The following is a 17,168-nucleotide window of genomic DNA, read 5'->3' as shown; positions in this document are numbered from 1 at the left end:
GTGAGGTCGATGTTTTGCTGGAAACTTGTTCGGATGTTGCCCGAGGCAAGATGGTATTTCCGTTTATCGACGTACGAAAAATGCAGCAGGACCCGATTCAAAGCCTGTCTCGTAAAGAGCGCGTCATCCTTGAAGCGTTGGCACAAGGAATGTCGCAGTAGGATTTGCCAAAAGAGCTGCAGATTTCGACCAACACCATCAAGTTTCACCTGTCGAATATCTATGAAAAACTTGGGGTGAAAAACAGAACACAAGCCATTACCCAGTTCTATTTATCCCGGATCGCCCGAGAATAAGTCGGCTCGGGCCAGTCATTCATCAATTTCGGGCTTTCATGCAGATCGCGCAAAGACCTGACATCGCGGGCATGAACGGTTAACTTTACGTGCGTTCAACAATAGACACAGCAAGAGGGTCAATTGCGTTCCTTCGTCGCCATATCACTCAACCATGAGGCGAAGGTGGCTCTTGCGCCGCTACAACGCGCGTTACCCGCGGGCAGGCCGGTGCCACCTGAGAACCTGCATCTGACGCTGGCATTTCTGGATGATCAGCCCGAACAGGTATTGGAGGCTTTGCATGACGAGCTTTTGGCGCTTTCCTCTGCACCTTTTCACATCACGTTTTTTGGCATCGAGTGTTTCGGGCGTGCATTGGCAATTGGGGTTAAGGACAGCGCGCCACTTGTTGCGCTGCATCGCAAGATACAGATCGCAACACGGCGTGCCGGAATTGTGTTGCCCCGCCGACGTTTTCGCCCACATGTAACGATCGCGCGGCTTAAGCACGAACGTCATCAGGCGGCTCACATTCCCCACGATTGGACGGTGAATACGTTGCCAGAGATGCTTGTGACCGGCTTTACCCTATACGAATCCACTCTTCGTCCGGAAGGCGCCCGTCATGTCGCCTTGGCACATTTCACGTTTTAATAGGGCTGCTGTCTCACCTTAGGTGGTTTACCTGTTCAAACCGTGTGACAGCCTATTGGCGCATTAAAAATGTTGCATTTAGGCAATACGGTTCACGAAACTGTTAATAGGTGAATTTTAGGAAATTAATCTCCTTTAGCTTGCGCGTATTCTGCCCGAAATGGTGATGGGGAAATGCCGAATTGCAGGTAACTGTTTTTCGGGACTTTACCCGATTGCCATGTGTTCTGACTATGTCGGTTGCGAGGTTCGAGGGTGACAATGAAATCAAATCTGCTGCTCGCGATTTCATTTTTTGTTTTGATTTCAAACCCATTGCTTGCTGCGCCAACAGCCGCTTCCAAAGTTGGCGACACAGTCACCAACCCTGTGACTGGTCTGGATACGACCGTAAGCGCGCTAATTGTGGATCCGGCCTCGACGCCAACAGCGGGTACAACCGCTTTTGTGGAAACGGCTGACGGATATGTTTTTCTCGTTAAAAGTGCGGGCGACACAATCTATAATTCGGACAATCCACCGCTTGCATTTGATATTGTCTCCATTAGCGGAACAACGGCGCAGATCAGCAATTCCGGGGCGACCGGTACATCCAGCCTGTCGACGCAATTGACGCTGTCCCAGTACAACAGCAACTTCAACAGCTCGGACACTCCGGGTACCGTCACACCGCCAGTGAATGTCTCTGGGCCCAACGGAGTAAATCAAGTTGTATACGGACAGAATGGCAGCAACGGACGGGACGGCGCCTTGGTCGTTCCGCCAAGATCGGGCGGTGATGGTGATGATGGCCCAACGCAGACAAAATCTCTGTCCAGCGATGTCAACGCCACCAGCAACGTCGGCTGGGAGATCGGCAGCGTCGGGGGCGACGGCGGCAACGGGGGCGACTCGTATCTGAGTTTCTGGGATGGGCGCGACGGCGGTGATGGTGGCAAAGGTGGCACAGTCACCGCAACGCAAAACTCCAGCAGCACAATCCAAACATCAGGCTCCGATAACGACGGCATATTTGCATTTAGCCGTAGCGGTGAAGCGGGTAATGGCGGCAGCGGTTTCGCGGCACCGGGCGGTGGTACCGGTGGGCATTCAGCCGATGGGGGCAATGTCACAGTCAACCAGAGCGGGTCGATTTCAACGACCGGAGACTCGGCCGATGGCATCTATGCTCTGAGTGTATCGAACAATGGTGGCAATGGTGGCTCGCAATGGGGGTTGGTCGGCGCATCAGGTGACGGCGGCTATGGTGGCAGTGGTGGTACGGTCACAGTCAACACAACATCAAGCGGCAGCATTTTGACGACAGGAGATTACGCCAACGGGATTTATGCCCAGTCCATCGGCGGGTCCGGTGGCTCGGCCGGTACCAGTGGCAACTTGCTGGTTTCATTGATCGGTGGCGCAGATAATGGCGGCAATGGCGGCGCGGTTTCGGTCTCGCATGGCGGGGCGATTGAGACGCAAGGGGATTTCGCGCGCGGAATCGTCGCCCAATCCATTGGCGGCGGTGGCGGTTCGGGGGGCACTGCAGGGGGGCTGGTTGCATTGTCTCTGGGCGGGGTCGGATCAAACGGCGGTAGCGGAGACACTGTGACCGTCACAGTCCAGGGCAGCGGCAGCATTCTGACGTCAGGCGAAGGCTCTGACGGGGTTATGGCTCAGTCCATCGGTGGCAGCGGTGGCACGGGCGCGAATTCCTATGGTTTGGTAGCCATTGGTGGCACCGGGTCGCGGGGTGGCACGGGCGCAGCAGTCAGCGTCAGCAATTACGGGAGCATCGTAACGGGCGGCGACGGCGCGCGCGGCATCATCGCGCAATCCATCGGCGGTGGCGGCGGGGACGGCGGATCGTCTGGCGGCATGGTTTCGGTCGGCGGCAATGGTAATGGCGGTGGCAGCGGTTCGACCGTGACGATCGTGAACGACGGCATCATTACCACGACCGGAGACGACGCGATGGGCGTTCTGGCCCAATCCATCGGCGGCGGTGGCGGCAACGGTGGCTCGTCCGGGTCTGTTGGTGCATTTGTCGGCGTGGCCATCGGTGGTGATGGCGGGGCAGGTGGCACCGGCGGAGACGTTGATGTGACCCTGTCCAACACCGACGGTAGCCAGCCTTCGGCGATCCAAACCTCTGGCGACCGCTCGGCAGGTGTGTTTGCCCAATCCGTAGGTGGCGGTGGCGGTAATGGCGGCGGTGCTGTTTCGGTGGCCGTCGGGGCCTTTGGTGCGGCATCAGTTTCGGTCGGCGGATCGGCAGGTAATGGTGGTGACGGTGGCGACGTCACGCTAAGCGGCAGCGGCTCAGCTTCGGTGCAAACCGGAGGAGAGGATTCCGTCGGTGTCATGCTGCAATCGGTTGGCGGTGGCGGCGGCAACGGTGGCTATGCTGTCTCGGTTGCGGTGTCCGGCGGCCCGGTTTCTGGATCTTTGGCAGTTGGTGTCGGCGGTGATGGCGGCACGGGTGGCAAAGGCGGAGACGTAACGGTCGGCCAGTTCAATGGCAGCGGGGTTGCGACGGTCGCAGGGTTCGAGGGCACTGTTGTCACCACTGGAAATCGCTCAACAGGGATGCTTTTCCAATCCGTTGGTGGCGGTGGCGGCAATGGCGGTCTGGCGGTTGCAGCAACCGGCGGTGCTTCGGCACTGTTTTCCGGCAATGTTTCCGTCGGGATCGGCGGGCAGGCGGGCAGCGCCGGCAATGGTGGGACCGTTCAAGTCTATACCAATGCGGACGTTACCACGACGGGCACGAACTCCAGCGCGATCATCGCGCAATCCGTCGGCGGCGGCGGTGGCAATGGCGGCGGCAGCATCGCCGCCGGGGTCAGTGCCAGTGGTGTTGCTGCGATTGGCATCAATGTCGGCGTCGGCGGTAACGGTGGCGGTGCCGGAACCGGAGGCGATGTGACTCTGGTTGCGGGCGGCACGTCGATTGAGACCAGCGGCGCGTTTTCCAGCGGCGTTGTGGCGCAATCCGTCGGTGGCGGTGGCGGCAATGGCGGTTATGCCATCGGTGCCAGTGCCGATATCGGCGGTGCTGCGGCGGGGTCGGTCAGCGTTGGTCTTGGCGGTAAATCCGGCGGTGGCGGGGCAGGGGGAACCGTAACGGCCACTGTCGACGCCAATGTCACCACACGCGGAGACGATTCCGGTGCTGTGGTCGTGCAATCCATCGGTGGCGGCGGTGGCAATGGTGGTTTCAGTGTTGCGGCGGGTCTTGCCGCCGGGGGTGCTGGTGCCGGAACCATCGGTGTGGGCCTTGGCGGTGACGGCGGCAGTGGTGGCGTTGGCGGAACTGTCACGGGCGTTCGCGTCAATGGGGATGTTAGAACCGAAGGCTTGCGGTCCACAGGTGTAGTGGTTCAATCCATTGGTGGTGGCGGTGGCAATGGTGGCTTTAACGTCACCGCAGGAGTCGCCGCTGCGGGTGCTGGTGCCGGGTCAATCGGCGTCGGGCTGGGCGGAAACGGAGCGACCGGCGGCGACGGCGGCGTGGTCGAGGCTCAGGTTGCTGGGAACGTCACAACTCTGTCCGACAATTCAAGTGGTGTTGTGTTCCAATCCATTGGCGGCGGCGGTGGTAATGGCGGGTTCAACGTAACGGCCGGGGTCGCGGGGGCTGGCGCGGGTGGCGGTGCTGTCACAGTTGGCCTTGGCGGCGGTGGCTCGGGCGGCGGGATTGGAAAATCGGTCGCTGGCACAGTCTCCGGCACCGTCAGCACAGGCGGAGCGGATTCGACTGCTGTTCTGGCACAGTCCGTCGGCGGCGGCGGTGGCAACGGCGGGTTCAACGTCAGCGCTTCGCTCGCAGGTGCAGGGGTTGGCAGCGGCGCTGTCAGCGTCGGCCTGGGCGGCGATGGCGGCAGTGGTGCAGTGGGTGGAACGGTCAACCTGACCACGACGAATTCTATTGTGACCGCCGGAGACCGGTCGTCTGGCGTTGTTGCACAATCCATCGGCGGCGGTGGCGGCAATGGGGGCTTCAATATCTCTGGTACTGGCGCGGGCGCGGGTGTCGGCTCTGGCGCGGTTAGCGTTGGGCTGGGTGGCTCGGGCGATGGTGGCGGTGATGGTGGAGCAGTCACGTTGACCTCAAACGGAACGATCCTGACGCAGGGCGATTCAGCCACAGCCTTTCTGGCGCAATCGATTGGCGGCGGCGGCGGCAACGGCGGCTTTAACGTCAGTGCGGCGGTTCAGGGATCGGGCACAGCGGGGGGCGGAGTATCCGTTGGCCTGGGCGGCGACGGCGCAGGTGGCGGAGATGGCAACACCGTCATCGCCACATCCAACAATGCAGTTGAAACACGCGGTGACCAGTCCTCGGGCGTTGTGGCGCAATCGATTGGCGGTGGCGGCGGCAATGGCGGGTTCAATGTTGCTCCGGTCCTGTCGGGCGCGGGCACGGCCAGCGGCGCGGTCAGCGTCGGGCTTGGCGGGTCGGGTGATACCGGCGGGCAGGGTGGCAACGTCACCTTGACCTCGAACGGAACCATTCTGACAGACGGGTTTGCCTCAAGCGGATTCGTCGCGCAGTCCATCGGTGGTGGCGGCGGCAATGGTGGGTTCAATGTGTCCCCCACAGTCTCGGGTGCAGGTACGGGCGCGGGCTCAGTCTCGGTTGGGCTGGGCGGTTCGGGTGCGGGTGGGGGTGACGGTAGCCAGGTTACCGCCAGCACAACGGCAAATGTGGTCACCAAGGGCGACGCCTCGGTTGGTATTCTGGCACAATCTGTCGGCGGCGGCGGTGGCAATGGTGGTTTTAACGTATCGCCAGCTTTGGCGGGCGCAGGCACCGGGTCAGGAGCGATCAGCGTTGGTCTGGGCGGCTCGGGTGGCAGCGGTGGCACGGGTGGCATCGTGGGTCTGATCGTCGCAAATAATGTTCAGACCGAAGGCGCGCAGTCCAGCGCAGTTGTTGCGCAATCCATTGGCGGCGGCGGCGGCAATGGCGGGTTCAATGTCTCGGCATCCGTGGGCGGTGCAGGTACAGGCTCCGGCGCGGCGGCTGTAGGTCTGGGTGGCCGCGGGACAGGTGGCGGCGATGCCTCGGCTGTTACGGCAAATGTCACGGGCAATCTGGTTACGTTGGGTGACACTTCGACAGGATTGCTAGCGCAGTCCGTCGGCGGCGGCGGCGGTAATGGGGGCCTGAACGTCTCGGTTGCGGTTGCTGCGGCAGGCACGGGATCGGGCGGTGCCTCGGTGGGTCTCGGCGGCGCGTCCGGTACGGGCGGTGACGGCGGCACCGCCGAAGCCTCGCTAACCGGCGATGTATCGACCCAAGGGAGCGAGTCCGGCGGCGTCATCGTCCAAAGCCTTGGCGGTGGCGGTGGCAATGGCGGTATGAATGTCTCCGCCACAGTCACGGTTGCCGGAACCGGCAGCGGTGGTGCCTCGGTCGGGCTTGGCGGCAGCGGTGGCGATGGTGGCAACGCCAACACGGCGAGCGGGACGGTTGTTGGAAACGTCACCACGGCTGGTGACAATTCAGGCGGCGTTCTGGTGCAATCCGCAGCAGGCGGCGGCGGTAACGGAGGACTGAATGTTTCGGCTGCCGTGAACCTTTCGGGTACTGGCGGCGGTGCTGTTGGCGTTGGCATTGGCGGATCTGGCGGGGATGGCGGCAATGCAAGTTCAGCCACCGGCTCGGTCACCGGTGATGTCACCACGGGCGGCGAAAACGCAACTGGTGTTCTGGTGCAATCCGTCGGTGGCGGCGGTGGCAATGGCGGTGTCAACATCTCGGGCGCGCTTAGCATTGCGCGGACAGGTTCCGGCGCGGCGGGGATCGGTGTTGGTGGTTTCGGCGGCAGCGGAGGCACCAGCGGCGTGGTCGACAACACCTTTGTTGGCAATGTCAGCACCTCGGGCGCGCGCTCGGCTGGCGTCATGGCGCAAAGTTTGGGCGGTGGCGGTGGTAATGGGGCCACGAATATTTCCGGCGCGATTTCTCTAGCCAGCAATTTCTCGGGCGGTCTTGGGATCGGCGTTGGCGGTTTCGGCGGAGACGGCGGCACAGCGGACAACGTCACCCAGCAAGTCACCGGCAATGTCACCACGGCTGGCGATGACTCAGTCGGTATTCTGACACAAAGCCTTGGCGGGGGCGGTGGTAACGGCGGCACCAACATCTCGGCGGCCTTGTCCTTGTCCCGCTCGACCAATGCGGCCGTAGGCATTGGCGTCGGCGGGTTCGGCGGTGGCGGCGCGGATGCCGGTGCGCTGGTTCAATCGACTGTTACAGGCGGGGTTCTGACCGCTGGCGATCGCAGCACGGCCATTCTGACACAAAGCCTTGGCGGCGGTGGTGGCAATGGCGGCACGAACATCTCGGCCACGCTGGGTATCACCCAGCAAAACGGCGGTTCCGTCAGCCTGGGCGTGGGCGGCTTTGGCGGCGGGGCTGGCAATGCTGGCGACGTTATCAGCACCCTGCGTTCCAGTACGGACAGTAGTGGCACAACTTCGGTGGTCACGACGGGCGTCGACAGCATCGGTGTGATGGCGCAATCCGTTGGTGGCGGCGGCGGTAATGGCGGTCTGAATGTTTCGGGCGTGGTGAACCTGACGGGCAAATCCGGTGCAGCGGTCGCATTGGGCCTTGGTGGCTTTGGTGGCGGTGGCGGTGATGCCGGTACGGTAACGCTGGACGTTCAAAGCGACGTAGTGACCGCAGGCGACGGGGCGCATGGTATCTTCGCCCAAAGCCTTGGCGGCGGTGGCGGCACCGGCGGTGTGAATATCTCGGGCTCATTGGCGCTGACCAAACCGTCGGGGTCTGACACGATCTTTTCCGTTGCAGCGGGCGTGGGTGGATTTGGTGGATCAGGCGGCGACGCAAGTGATGTCGACCTGGATTACACCGGCAACGTGCAGGCGGTGCCGATGGTGCTGCAATCCGACGGCACTTTCGCCGTAGATGAAAGCAAAGGCGCCAGCGGAATTATCGCGCAATCGCTGGGCGGCGGCGGTGGTCATGGCGGCACCAATGTCTCTGGCGGAATCGCGATCAGCGGCAAACCAGGGGCGGGGCAAACGGATAGCAGCAAATCCTATGCAGTCGTTGTCGGGGTCGGCGGCTTTGGCGGGGGTGGCGGCAATGCCGGGAACGTCGACGTAAACATTGGCTCCGGCAGCACGATCATGGCGCATGGCACCGGCCAATCCGGTCTGCTGGCGCAATCCGTTGGCGGTGGCGGTGGCAATGGCGGTTTGAACGTGTCGGGCGGGATCGTGTCCGACAGCTCGCTGATCGTGGGTGTTGGGGGGTTCGCAGGAAACGGTGGTCAGGCGGGCGATGTCACAGTCACGTCGCAGGCGGATATCACGGTCACGACGGACCCGGACGATATTTCGATCCCTGACACCACAACTTTTGAAGACAAGTTGCGCGATTTCCTGGGCGATACCATCGTGGATCAGACCGAAGAGCTGGCCTCGACCTATGGGTTGGAGCGTCTGTTCATCGACATGGGGGTCTTCAACGAAGAAAAGCCGGATACCGATGGCTCGGCCGGTTTGATGGCGCAATCCATCGGCGGCGGCGGTGGAAATGGCGGCCTGAACGTGTCGGGCGGGATTGCGCTGAGCAAGGATGGCAAGATCCCCTCGGTCACATTTGGTGTCGGTGGTTTCGGCGGCAATGGCAATGTCTCGGGCGATGTGACCGTGGATCATGCCGGATCGGTTGCCGTTGCGGGCAATTGGAAGCACGGCGTTCTGGCCCAGTCCATCGCGGGCGGCGGCGGTAACGGCGCGCTGAATGTGACCGGGCAGCTGAACTATGGCGATTCCAACAATTCCGACGGCAAAACCGACCTGAGCATCGTTGGTGGTCTGGGCGGTCATGGCGGCACCGGCGCAGATGCGGGCAACGTCGTTGTTACGCAAACCGGCAGTATATCGACCAATGGCTATCACGCGCGTGGCATCTTTGCCCAAAGCATCGGCGGCGGTGGCGGTACTGGCGGGATCAACGCGACCTTTGTCGGCACCAAGGACAGTTCACCCATTGCCATGGGCATCGGCGGCTTTGGTGGCGGCGGTGGTGACGCTGGGGACGTGACCGTCATGAGTGGAACCGCCCTAGCGGCAGCAGGCACCATCACGACAGACGGTGTCGGCGCGCACGGGATCGAGGCGTCCAGCATTGGCGGCGGTGGCGGTGACGCCGGGGTCAACGCGGTTGTGGGTATCAGCAAGACCAACGGCAGTCAGAGCAACGGCGGCACGGGCGATTCAACCGACCGCAAGACACCAACCAACACGGGTGTGGATGACTCGGTAATTGCCAATTACAACAACGTGCTGGATGAGCTTGAAGGCAAAGTTAATCCAGCGGATTCTTCTGGCAACAAAACCGGCATGTCAGCTGTGGTTGCCATTGGCGGTGATGCCGGAACCGCTGGGGATGGTGGGACGGTCGATATTGACCATTACGGCGATATTCTCACGAAACAAGACAGTAGCCATGGGGTATTCGGCCAATCGATTGGCGGCGGCGGCGGTAACGCAGCCCTGAACCTGGCCTTTGCCTATGAACTTGCCTCGGACCAAACCAACAAGGGTTTTGGCCTGGCCGTTGGCGGCGGGACAGGTCAGGGCGGCACCGGGGGGACAGTCGACGTGCGCAATACCGGCGACATCACAACGCTCGGTGAGGATTCCCATGGGCTGTTCGCTCAATCCGTTGGTGGCGGTGGCGGCAACGCGGGCTATAACTCGGCCTCGACCTCGGTGGATGGCGGCAACGTCAACATTCAGATCGGCCGGACCGGCGGTACCGGCGGCAGTGGCGGTGATGTTTATGCCAGCTCGGACGGTATCATCAGCACTTCGGGCGACCGATCTTACGGGTTCTTTGCCCAATCTATTGGCAACGGCGGCGGCAATTCTTCGTCAACCTCGGTCAGCATTGGCACGCCAAAGACCGGCGACAGCAAGGGTAACAAGGCCAGCGTGTCGGTCGGTTTGGCGGGCGGCACTGGTGGTGCGGCAGGTAACGTGACCTCTGTGGTCGCGGGTATCGTGGTCACCCAGGGCGACGATGCCCATGCGGTTTTCGCGCAATCCGTGGGCGGCGGTGGCGGTAATGGCGGCAAGGCCAGCAACTCGGCCGGCGGCGGCATTTCGGCATCACTGTCCATCGGTGGCACCGGTGGCTCTGGCGGCGTAGGTGGCACGGTCGATGTCACCAGTACCGCACGGATCGCAACGTTGGGGGAACGCTCAATCGGGTTGCTGGCGCAATCGGTCGGCGGTGCAGGTGGCACCGGCGGCATGGTGCAGGCAGGTCAGGGAAACCTTGATACGATCAAATCCTTCGTTAACCCATCAACCGTGGGGACGGCAGCCTCGATCAACATCGGAGGCACTGGCGGGGACGGCATGACGTCGGACATTGTGACCGTTGTGAATGACGGCATGATCACCACGGCGGGCACGATGGCGCACGGCATCTATGCGCAATCCGTCGGCGGCGGTGGCGGTATGGGTGGCCTGGTGGAAAACCGCATCATCAACCTGCGCAAAGAGATCGGCAACACGGCGACCATTTCGATTGGCGGCAATGGCGGCACCGGTGCGATGTCTGCGGCAGTGTCGGTTACTAACCGCGATGTCATCGCAACAACAGGTGACAAGTCGATCGGTATTTATGCGCAATCCGTTGGCGGTGGCGGAGGCGACGCGCAACAGGTGCGCAACATCATCTTGGGCCGATCCTCGGAAGGATCAACGACAAACGCCATTCTGATCGGCGGAACTGGTGGCACTGGCGGCGCGGGCAGCACGGTAACCGTAGTAAACGAAACCGATGCCACGATCCTGACCGATGGTACGGAAAGTCACGGGATCTTTGCCCAGTCCATCGGTGGAGGTGGCGGTAATGGCGGCTCGACCATCTCGGTTGACGGGCGCTATGGCGGGGCCGAGGCCACTACGCGGCGGGCGCTGCAATTTGGTCTGGGCGGATCAGGCGGTACGGGTGGCACGGGCGGCAATGTCGCGGTGACCAATGCCGGTACGATCGTGACAACGGGTGCGGGTGCGCATGGTATCTTTGCCCAATCCGTCGGCGGCGGCGGTGGCAATGGCGGCAGCTCAATCACGGGGACATTGCGGTTAAAGACCGGGGACAGCAGCTCTCCGACCGCGCAGCTGAATATCGGCGGATCGGGCGGCAGCGGCAATGTTGCCGGCAACGTGGTCGTCACCAACACCGGAGACGTTCAAGTGGATGGCACAGGCGCCTACGGCATCTTTGCACAATCTGTCGGTGGCGGCGGCGGCAATGGCGGTCTGGCCGTTGCGATGGACGTGAACGACCTTAAAAACACAATGACGGGCAAATCCTATTCGAAGATCGCCATTGGCGGATCAGGCGGATCGGGTTCTGATGGAGGAGACGTCACGGTCAACCACACTGGCACAATTGTTGTGAATGCCGAAAACGGGTTTGGCATCTATGCCCAATCCGTTGGCGGCGGAGGCGGCAACGCGGGTTATTCGGTGTCATCCCCGCTGGTCTCGGTGCTGGATTACACAATCTCGCAGGCGCTGGGGGCTCGGGAGGGATCCACCGGTTCGGTGGGCACTGTAACTGTCAATTCGACCGGAGATATTCTGGTCAATGGCGTGGGCAGCGAAGCGGTCTTTGTCCAATCGGTGAATGGCGGCGGCGGCAATACTGATGCCTCTGTAGATTTCACCACCACCACCGCTGGCGCGACCGGCTCGGTCGTCAGCAGCGATATCGCCCTTGGTGGCGACGACGTGTCGGGTATGGCGGGCAACCAGATCACGCAGGCCCATAACGGTAACATTGCCACCACAAGCGATCGCTCGACCGGCCTGATGCTGCAGAGTGTTGGCGGCGGCGGCGGTACATCCGCGACTACGGTGGATGTCCAAGACGGTGACGCTATCGACATCACCGCACGTCTGGGCGCGATTAACACGGACGACGCTGGTGGCGGAGACGTGGACGGAAGCCGGACTGGTGATGTTGGCACCGATGGCGCGTTCTCGTCCGCCGGAGCGGCGCAATCCATCGGCGGCGGCGGCGGTAAGCTTGTGCTGAACAGCAATACGGATGGCGAAGCCGGGACCCAAAAGGCCGCGTCTGTGATCCTGGGTTCTGATCCCAGCTTCAACAACGATGGCGGCGATATCGACCTTTTGCTGGACGGCAACGTGTTCACAAGTGGTGACCGATCCTTTGGCCAAAGCGTTCAGAGTATCGGTGCCGGTGGGGGCGAAGTTGTCATCTCGGGTCTGGGGCGTGCGGATGTAACGCTGGGCGCGCAAGACGATTCAACCGGTGACGGTGGTAATGTCGGCTTTGCAAATATCGGGGACATGACTACCAGTGGAACTGGATCGCACGGGTTCGTCATCCAAAGTATCGGTGGCGGCGGCGGTCTCGTTTCAACCGATATGGAGGCCAGCCGGATCACGGTAAACCTGTCTGCTGCAAATGGTGGTGATGGCGGCGATATCGGATTCTCGCAATCCGGCAACATCGTCACGACGGGCGAAAATGCGATTGGTGTTGTGGCGCAGTCGCTTGGCGGCGGCGGTGGCATGGTGGACTCGGTTTATCGCGGGGCTGCCGGTGGTGCGGGCTCTGGTGGCGCCATCGACATGACGCTTGATGGTAACATCCTGTCGGTGGGCGAGGGCGGCATCGGCGTCTTGGCACAATCCGAGGGGCGCGATGGCGCAGACGCGATCACACTTGGCTTTGACGGCGTCGTCATGGGCGGCACTGGCGACGCGGGGTCAGTCGCATCAATCGTTGTGGACGGCGGCACCGACAATGTGCTGACCCTGTCTAAAGATACCCTGTTGATCGCCGGCAACGATCAATTGGTGAATGGAGGCGACGGCAACGAACAAATCTCGCTTGCGGGTACGGCCCTTGGCAACATGGATCTTGGCGCAGGCACCAACGGCTTTACCGTCGAAGATGGCGCGGACTTCTATGCGTTGGATACGGTCAATCTGGGTGCTGACGGCTTCATGCAGGTGAACGGTGATTTTGTACTGGGGGCCAATCTGGGTCTGGACGGAGATTTGACGGCGACGGTTGCGGCCAGTGACTTTACCTTCAGCGGCAATGTCAGCCAGACATTGAACCTGACCGGAAGCCTGGCCTTTGGTGCAACGGCAACGTCAACCTTCGACGTGTATTTCCTGACCTCTGGGGCATCGGGTGGCAACAGCGACCTGGTTAATGCCACCGGTAATGCCACCATGGGCGGTACGCTGGTGCCAATGCTGAATACTCTGGAAAGGGCCTTGCCGCTTGTCATCATCAATCCTGATGGAACCGCCGCAGACGCGGGCACGCTGATCGAGGACACTGTGGTGCTGGATTATTCCATCGGCCTGAACGGCTCCACCTCTGACGGCAGTTCGGTCGACCTGGTGATCACGCCGGATTATTCGACCCCCGGCATGAACGCCAATCAGGCGGCCATCGGGGATTACATCAACCAAGTTCTGAACGGGCAGGGATCGGCTGCCCAAGGCCAACTGTTCGCCTTGATCGGCAACATGCAGTCCGAGGCCGATGTCATCGCCGCAATCGAAAGCCTGTCGACTGCCGACTATGCCGCCGATGCCGTTGATGCGCTTTATGGCACCCGGGTATTTGCGGACACGCTGCACAATTGCGAACGGTTTACCGATTACCAGTTCGGGGATGACCCGCGCAATTGTGTCTGGTTCTCAGGCGGGCGGTCTTTCTATGACCTTGATCAGACCGGCATGTACGAAGAGCTGGACATCAACGACACCAACCTGTCGGCTGGTGTCCGTCTGCCGGTTGGGGATGAGCTATTCGCCGGGTTCGCGATAGGCTATGACGAAATGAGCCTACGGAACGGGTCGAATTACAATGCAACGGGTGATCGGTTCAATCTGGGTGCCTCGCTGACCAAATACACCGGCGCGTGGGAATTTGCAGCCCAGCTGTCGGCCGGTTGGTCAGACTATGATACGCTCAGCGCGGGCGGGATCAGTGGTGTGTTGCCCAACGGTCAAATTGTAAGCACCGTTGGTGTCAGCGAGATCAAGCACAAGATGAACCATCAGAACCTGCGTTTCAGCCTTGCTTATGACCACAGGTTCGCGGGCGGCAGTTCCTATCTGCGCCCTGAGGTAGCCGTTGATGCCACACGTCTGGCAACCGAAAGCAATGGCGATGCAACCCTGGCGGGGGTCGTTCTGCAAGACGATAGCGAGATGATCTATTCGTTCACGCCTTCGCTGGAGATCGGAACCGAGCAAACCCTGAGTGCCTCGCAGAAGCTCCGCGCAAGTTTTCAGGTTGGTGCCATTCTCTCGTCAGATGATACCGTATCGGTCACCGCCGGGTTCAACGGTGCGAGCACCGCTGACGGTGGGTTTTCCAACACCAGCTTTGTCGGCGACGCGCATGGCTTGGTCTCGGCCCGGTTGGGGCTGTTTGCGCTGGATGACAGCAGCTTTGTCAATCTGAGCCTCGATCATTTGTTCGGAGACTCAACCAGGGCTCTGCAGGTAGGTCTTGGCCTTGGACTACAATTCTAATCGATGAGGGACAGCAGGATGAAAACTTGGATAAGCGCTTTGGGGGTCACATTGGGATTGGCAACTCCCCTTGCTGCGCAGGAAGGCGCAGCGCCGCCATGGTCGGTCAATTGCAGCAATCGGGCCGTTGGGTCCGAGTTGATCTGCGAAATGACCCAAAGCATCGTTTTGACCGAAAACAACCAAAGGCTTACGTCCATCGCATTTATAAAGGCTGCAGGTAAGGACGAGACTGAGACCGTGCTGACCCTGCCATTCGGTCTTTTGTTCTCGGAAGGGCTGGTTGCAAAGGTGGATGATGCCGAGGTCGCCCGTCTGGAGTTCCTGACATGCGAGGCACAAGGTTGTTTTGCCCGTTCGCCAGTTTCCCAGGAATGGATGTCTGCGATGCGGGCAGGTAATCAATTGCAGATCGACGCTAAAAACAGGGTCGGAGAGCCAATTTCATTTGGCTTCGATTTGACTGGGTTCAGCAAAGTATCCGATCTATTGCCCTGAGAGTAGTTTCCCTTCAATGCAAGAGCGTGCGGAGCCGAAAGGATCGGCTCCGCCGCGGTGTTTAGTCTTTCACGGGCATGTAAAGGTCGCCGCCTTCACGGAATTTGGCGGCCATCGCCTCCATCCCCTCTTTCTGCGCTTCAGTTCGAATGTCGTGGCTGATCCGCATCGAGCAGAATTTCGGCCCGCACATGGAACAGAAATGCGCCACCTTATGCGCTTGTTTGGGCAAGGTTTGGTCGTGGAATTCCCGCGCCGTTTCCGGGTCCAGCGACAGGTTGAACTGATCTTCCCAGCGGAACTCGAACCTGGCGCGGGACAGCGCATCGTCACGACGTTGCGCGCCCGGCAGACCTTTGGCCAAATCAGCGGCGTGAGCGGCGATCTTATAAGTAATAACCCCAGTTTTCACATCATCCCGGTCCGGCAGCCCCAGATGTTCTTTAGGCGTGACATAGCAGAGCATCGCACAACCAAACCAGCCAATCATCGCAGCACCAATGCCGCTGGTGATGTGGTCATAGCCCGGCGCGATATCGGTGGTCAGGGGGCCAAGCGTGTAAAAGGGCGCCTCGTGGCAACACTCCAATTGCTTGTCCATGTTTTCTTTGATCTTGTGCATGGCTACGTGTCCGGGGCCTTCGATCATCACCTGACAATCCTTGGCCCACGCGATTTTGGTCAGCTCACCCAGCGTCTCAAGCTCGGCAAATTGTGCCTCGTCATTAGCGTCGGCGATAGAGCCGGGACGCAGACCGTCGCCTAGGCTGAACGACACATCATAGGCCCGGCAGATGTCGCAGATTTCGTCGAAATGCTCATAGAGGAAGCTTTCCTTGTGGTGATGCAAGCACCACTTGGCCATGATCGACCCACCGCGCGACACAATACCGGTAACCCGTTTTACCGTCATCGGTACCATATGCAGGCGCACGCCTGCATGGATGGTGAAATAGTCGACGCCTTGTTCGGCCTGTTCGATCAGCGTGTCACGGAACACTTCCCATGTCAGGTCCTCGGCAATGCCGTTGACCTTTTCCAGCGCTTGATACAACGGCACGGTGCCAATCGGCACCGGGCTGTTGCGGATGATCCATTCACGGGTGTTGTGGATGTTGCGGCCGGTCGACAGGTCCATGACGGTATCAGCACCCCAACGGATCGACCAGACCATTTTATCGACCTCTTCTTCCATCGAAGAGGTCACAGCCGAGGTACCCATATTGGCGTTGATCTTGACCAGGAAATTACGCCCGATGATCATCGGTTCGCTTTCAGGGTGGTTGATATTCGCAGGGATAATGGCGCGACCAGCGGCGACCTCGTCCCGCACGAATTCCGGGGTCACATAATCAGGGATGTTTGCACCCCAATCATTGCCGTCGCGCTGTTCAACGACAGCCTCGCGCAGTTGGTTTTCACGGATGGCGATGAATTCCATTTCCGGGGTGACGATGCCGGCGCGAGCATAGGCCAGTTGCGTCACAGCCTTTCCATCCTTGGCGCGCAGAGGGCGCGGGCGCACAGGGAACTCGGGCGTTAGCCGATCACCTTCGACAAAACCGTTGTCTTCCGGTTTGATCTCACGTCCATCATATTCTTCGACATCTGCTCGAGCCTCAATCCACTTGCGACGCAGCGGCGCCAGACCTTGCCGAATGTCCGTCATCACCTGCGGATCGGTATACGGCCCTGAACTGTCATACACGGGCAAGGGTGGCTCCCCCGCCGTGGGGTGGACCGAAATTTCACGCATTGGCACGCGCACATCCGGGTGCACTGTGCCGTTTACATAGATCTTGCGCGATGCGGGCAGTTCACCGGCGGTGATTTTGAGGTTAGGGACGTTCATGTTGGTGCTCCTCAAGCAGTTCAACTTAAAAAGACACCAGATGAGTTTTGGCTTGGGGAAACGAGAAGGCAGACAGCCCCTGTTCGGAGTGCGCTTGCCCGGTATTGTGGCCTGCGCGCCCTAGCTTCCTACGCCAGTATCAACTGGGTCAGGTTCAAAGGGTCGCGTCGCCGGGCATTGCCCCGTCAGCCTCTCAGTCCCCTTGGTGGGACTCCCCTGCGTACAGGTGGTTTAGCTTGAGGTTCACGGCTTAAACAAGCACCAAAATTCATTTGTTTCAGATTTTCTCGAACGGCCGGGACCTT

The 17,168-nt window shown here is 60.6% G+C and carries 5 protein-coding genes and 1 riboswitch; of the genes, 4 read left to right on the top strand and 1 reads right to left on the bottom strand.

The features are described 5' to 3' along the window. Nucleotides 1-164: 164 nt before the first annotated feature. The 4 genes from ACR0AL_RS20705 to ACR0AL_RS20690 all read left to right on the top strand — a co-directional run bounded on the left by ACR0AL_RS20705 (nucleotide 165) and on the right by ACR0AL_RS20690 (nucleotide 15,011). Nucleotides 165-296, top strand: coding sequence for a helix-turn-helix transcriptional regulator (locus tag ACR0AL_RS20705; RefSeq protein WP_480664507.1), 132 nt, complete (start codon nucleotides 165-167; stop codon nucleotides 294-296). Nucleotides 297-419: 123 nt separating this feature from the next. After that, a complete protein-coding gene (gene thpR / locus ACR0AL_RS20700) occupies nucleotides 420-932 on the top strand; it encodes an RNA 2',3'-cyclic phosphodiesterase (RefSeq protein WP_480664505.1) in 513 nt (170 codons plus the stop codon). A 261-nt stretch (nucleotides 933-1,193) separates the two neighbouring features. Then, a complete protein-coding gene (locus tag ACR0AL_RS20695; protein WP_480664503.1) occupies nucleotides 1,194-14,513 on the top strand; it encodes a hypothetical protein in 13,320 nt (4,439 codons plus the stop codon). An 18-nt stretch (nucleotides 14,514-14,531) separates the two neighbouring features. Then, a complete protein-coding gene (locus ACR0AL_RS20690) occupies nucleotides 14,532-15,011 on the top strand; it encodes an invasion associated locus B family protein (protein WP_170352065.1) in 480 nt (159 codons plus the stop codon). 61 nt (nucleotides 15,012-15,072) lie between these two features. Here the strand turns inward: ACR0AL_RS20690 and thiC are convergent, their stop codons facing one another. Next, nucleotides 15,073-16,863, bottom strand: coding sequence for a phosphomethylpyrimidine synthase ThiC (thiC, locus tag ACR0AL_RS20685; RefSeq protein ID WP_480664501.1), 1,791 nt, complete (start codon nucleotides 16,861-16,863; stop codon nucleotides 15,073-15,075). A gap of 108 nt (nucleotides 16,864-16,971) precedes the next feature. Continuing rightward, nucleotides 16,972-17,091, bottom strand: a riboswitch (TPP riboswitch). Nucleotides 17,092-17,168: the final 77 nt, after the last annotated feature.

The sequence above is a fragment of the Ruegeria sp. BB1 genome, assembly GCF_056539465.1.
The sequence above is the reverse complement of the archived record's forward strand: the minus strand, read 5'-3'. Positions and strand labels throughout refer to the sequence as shown.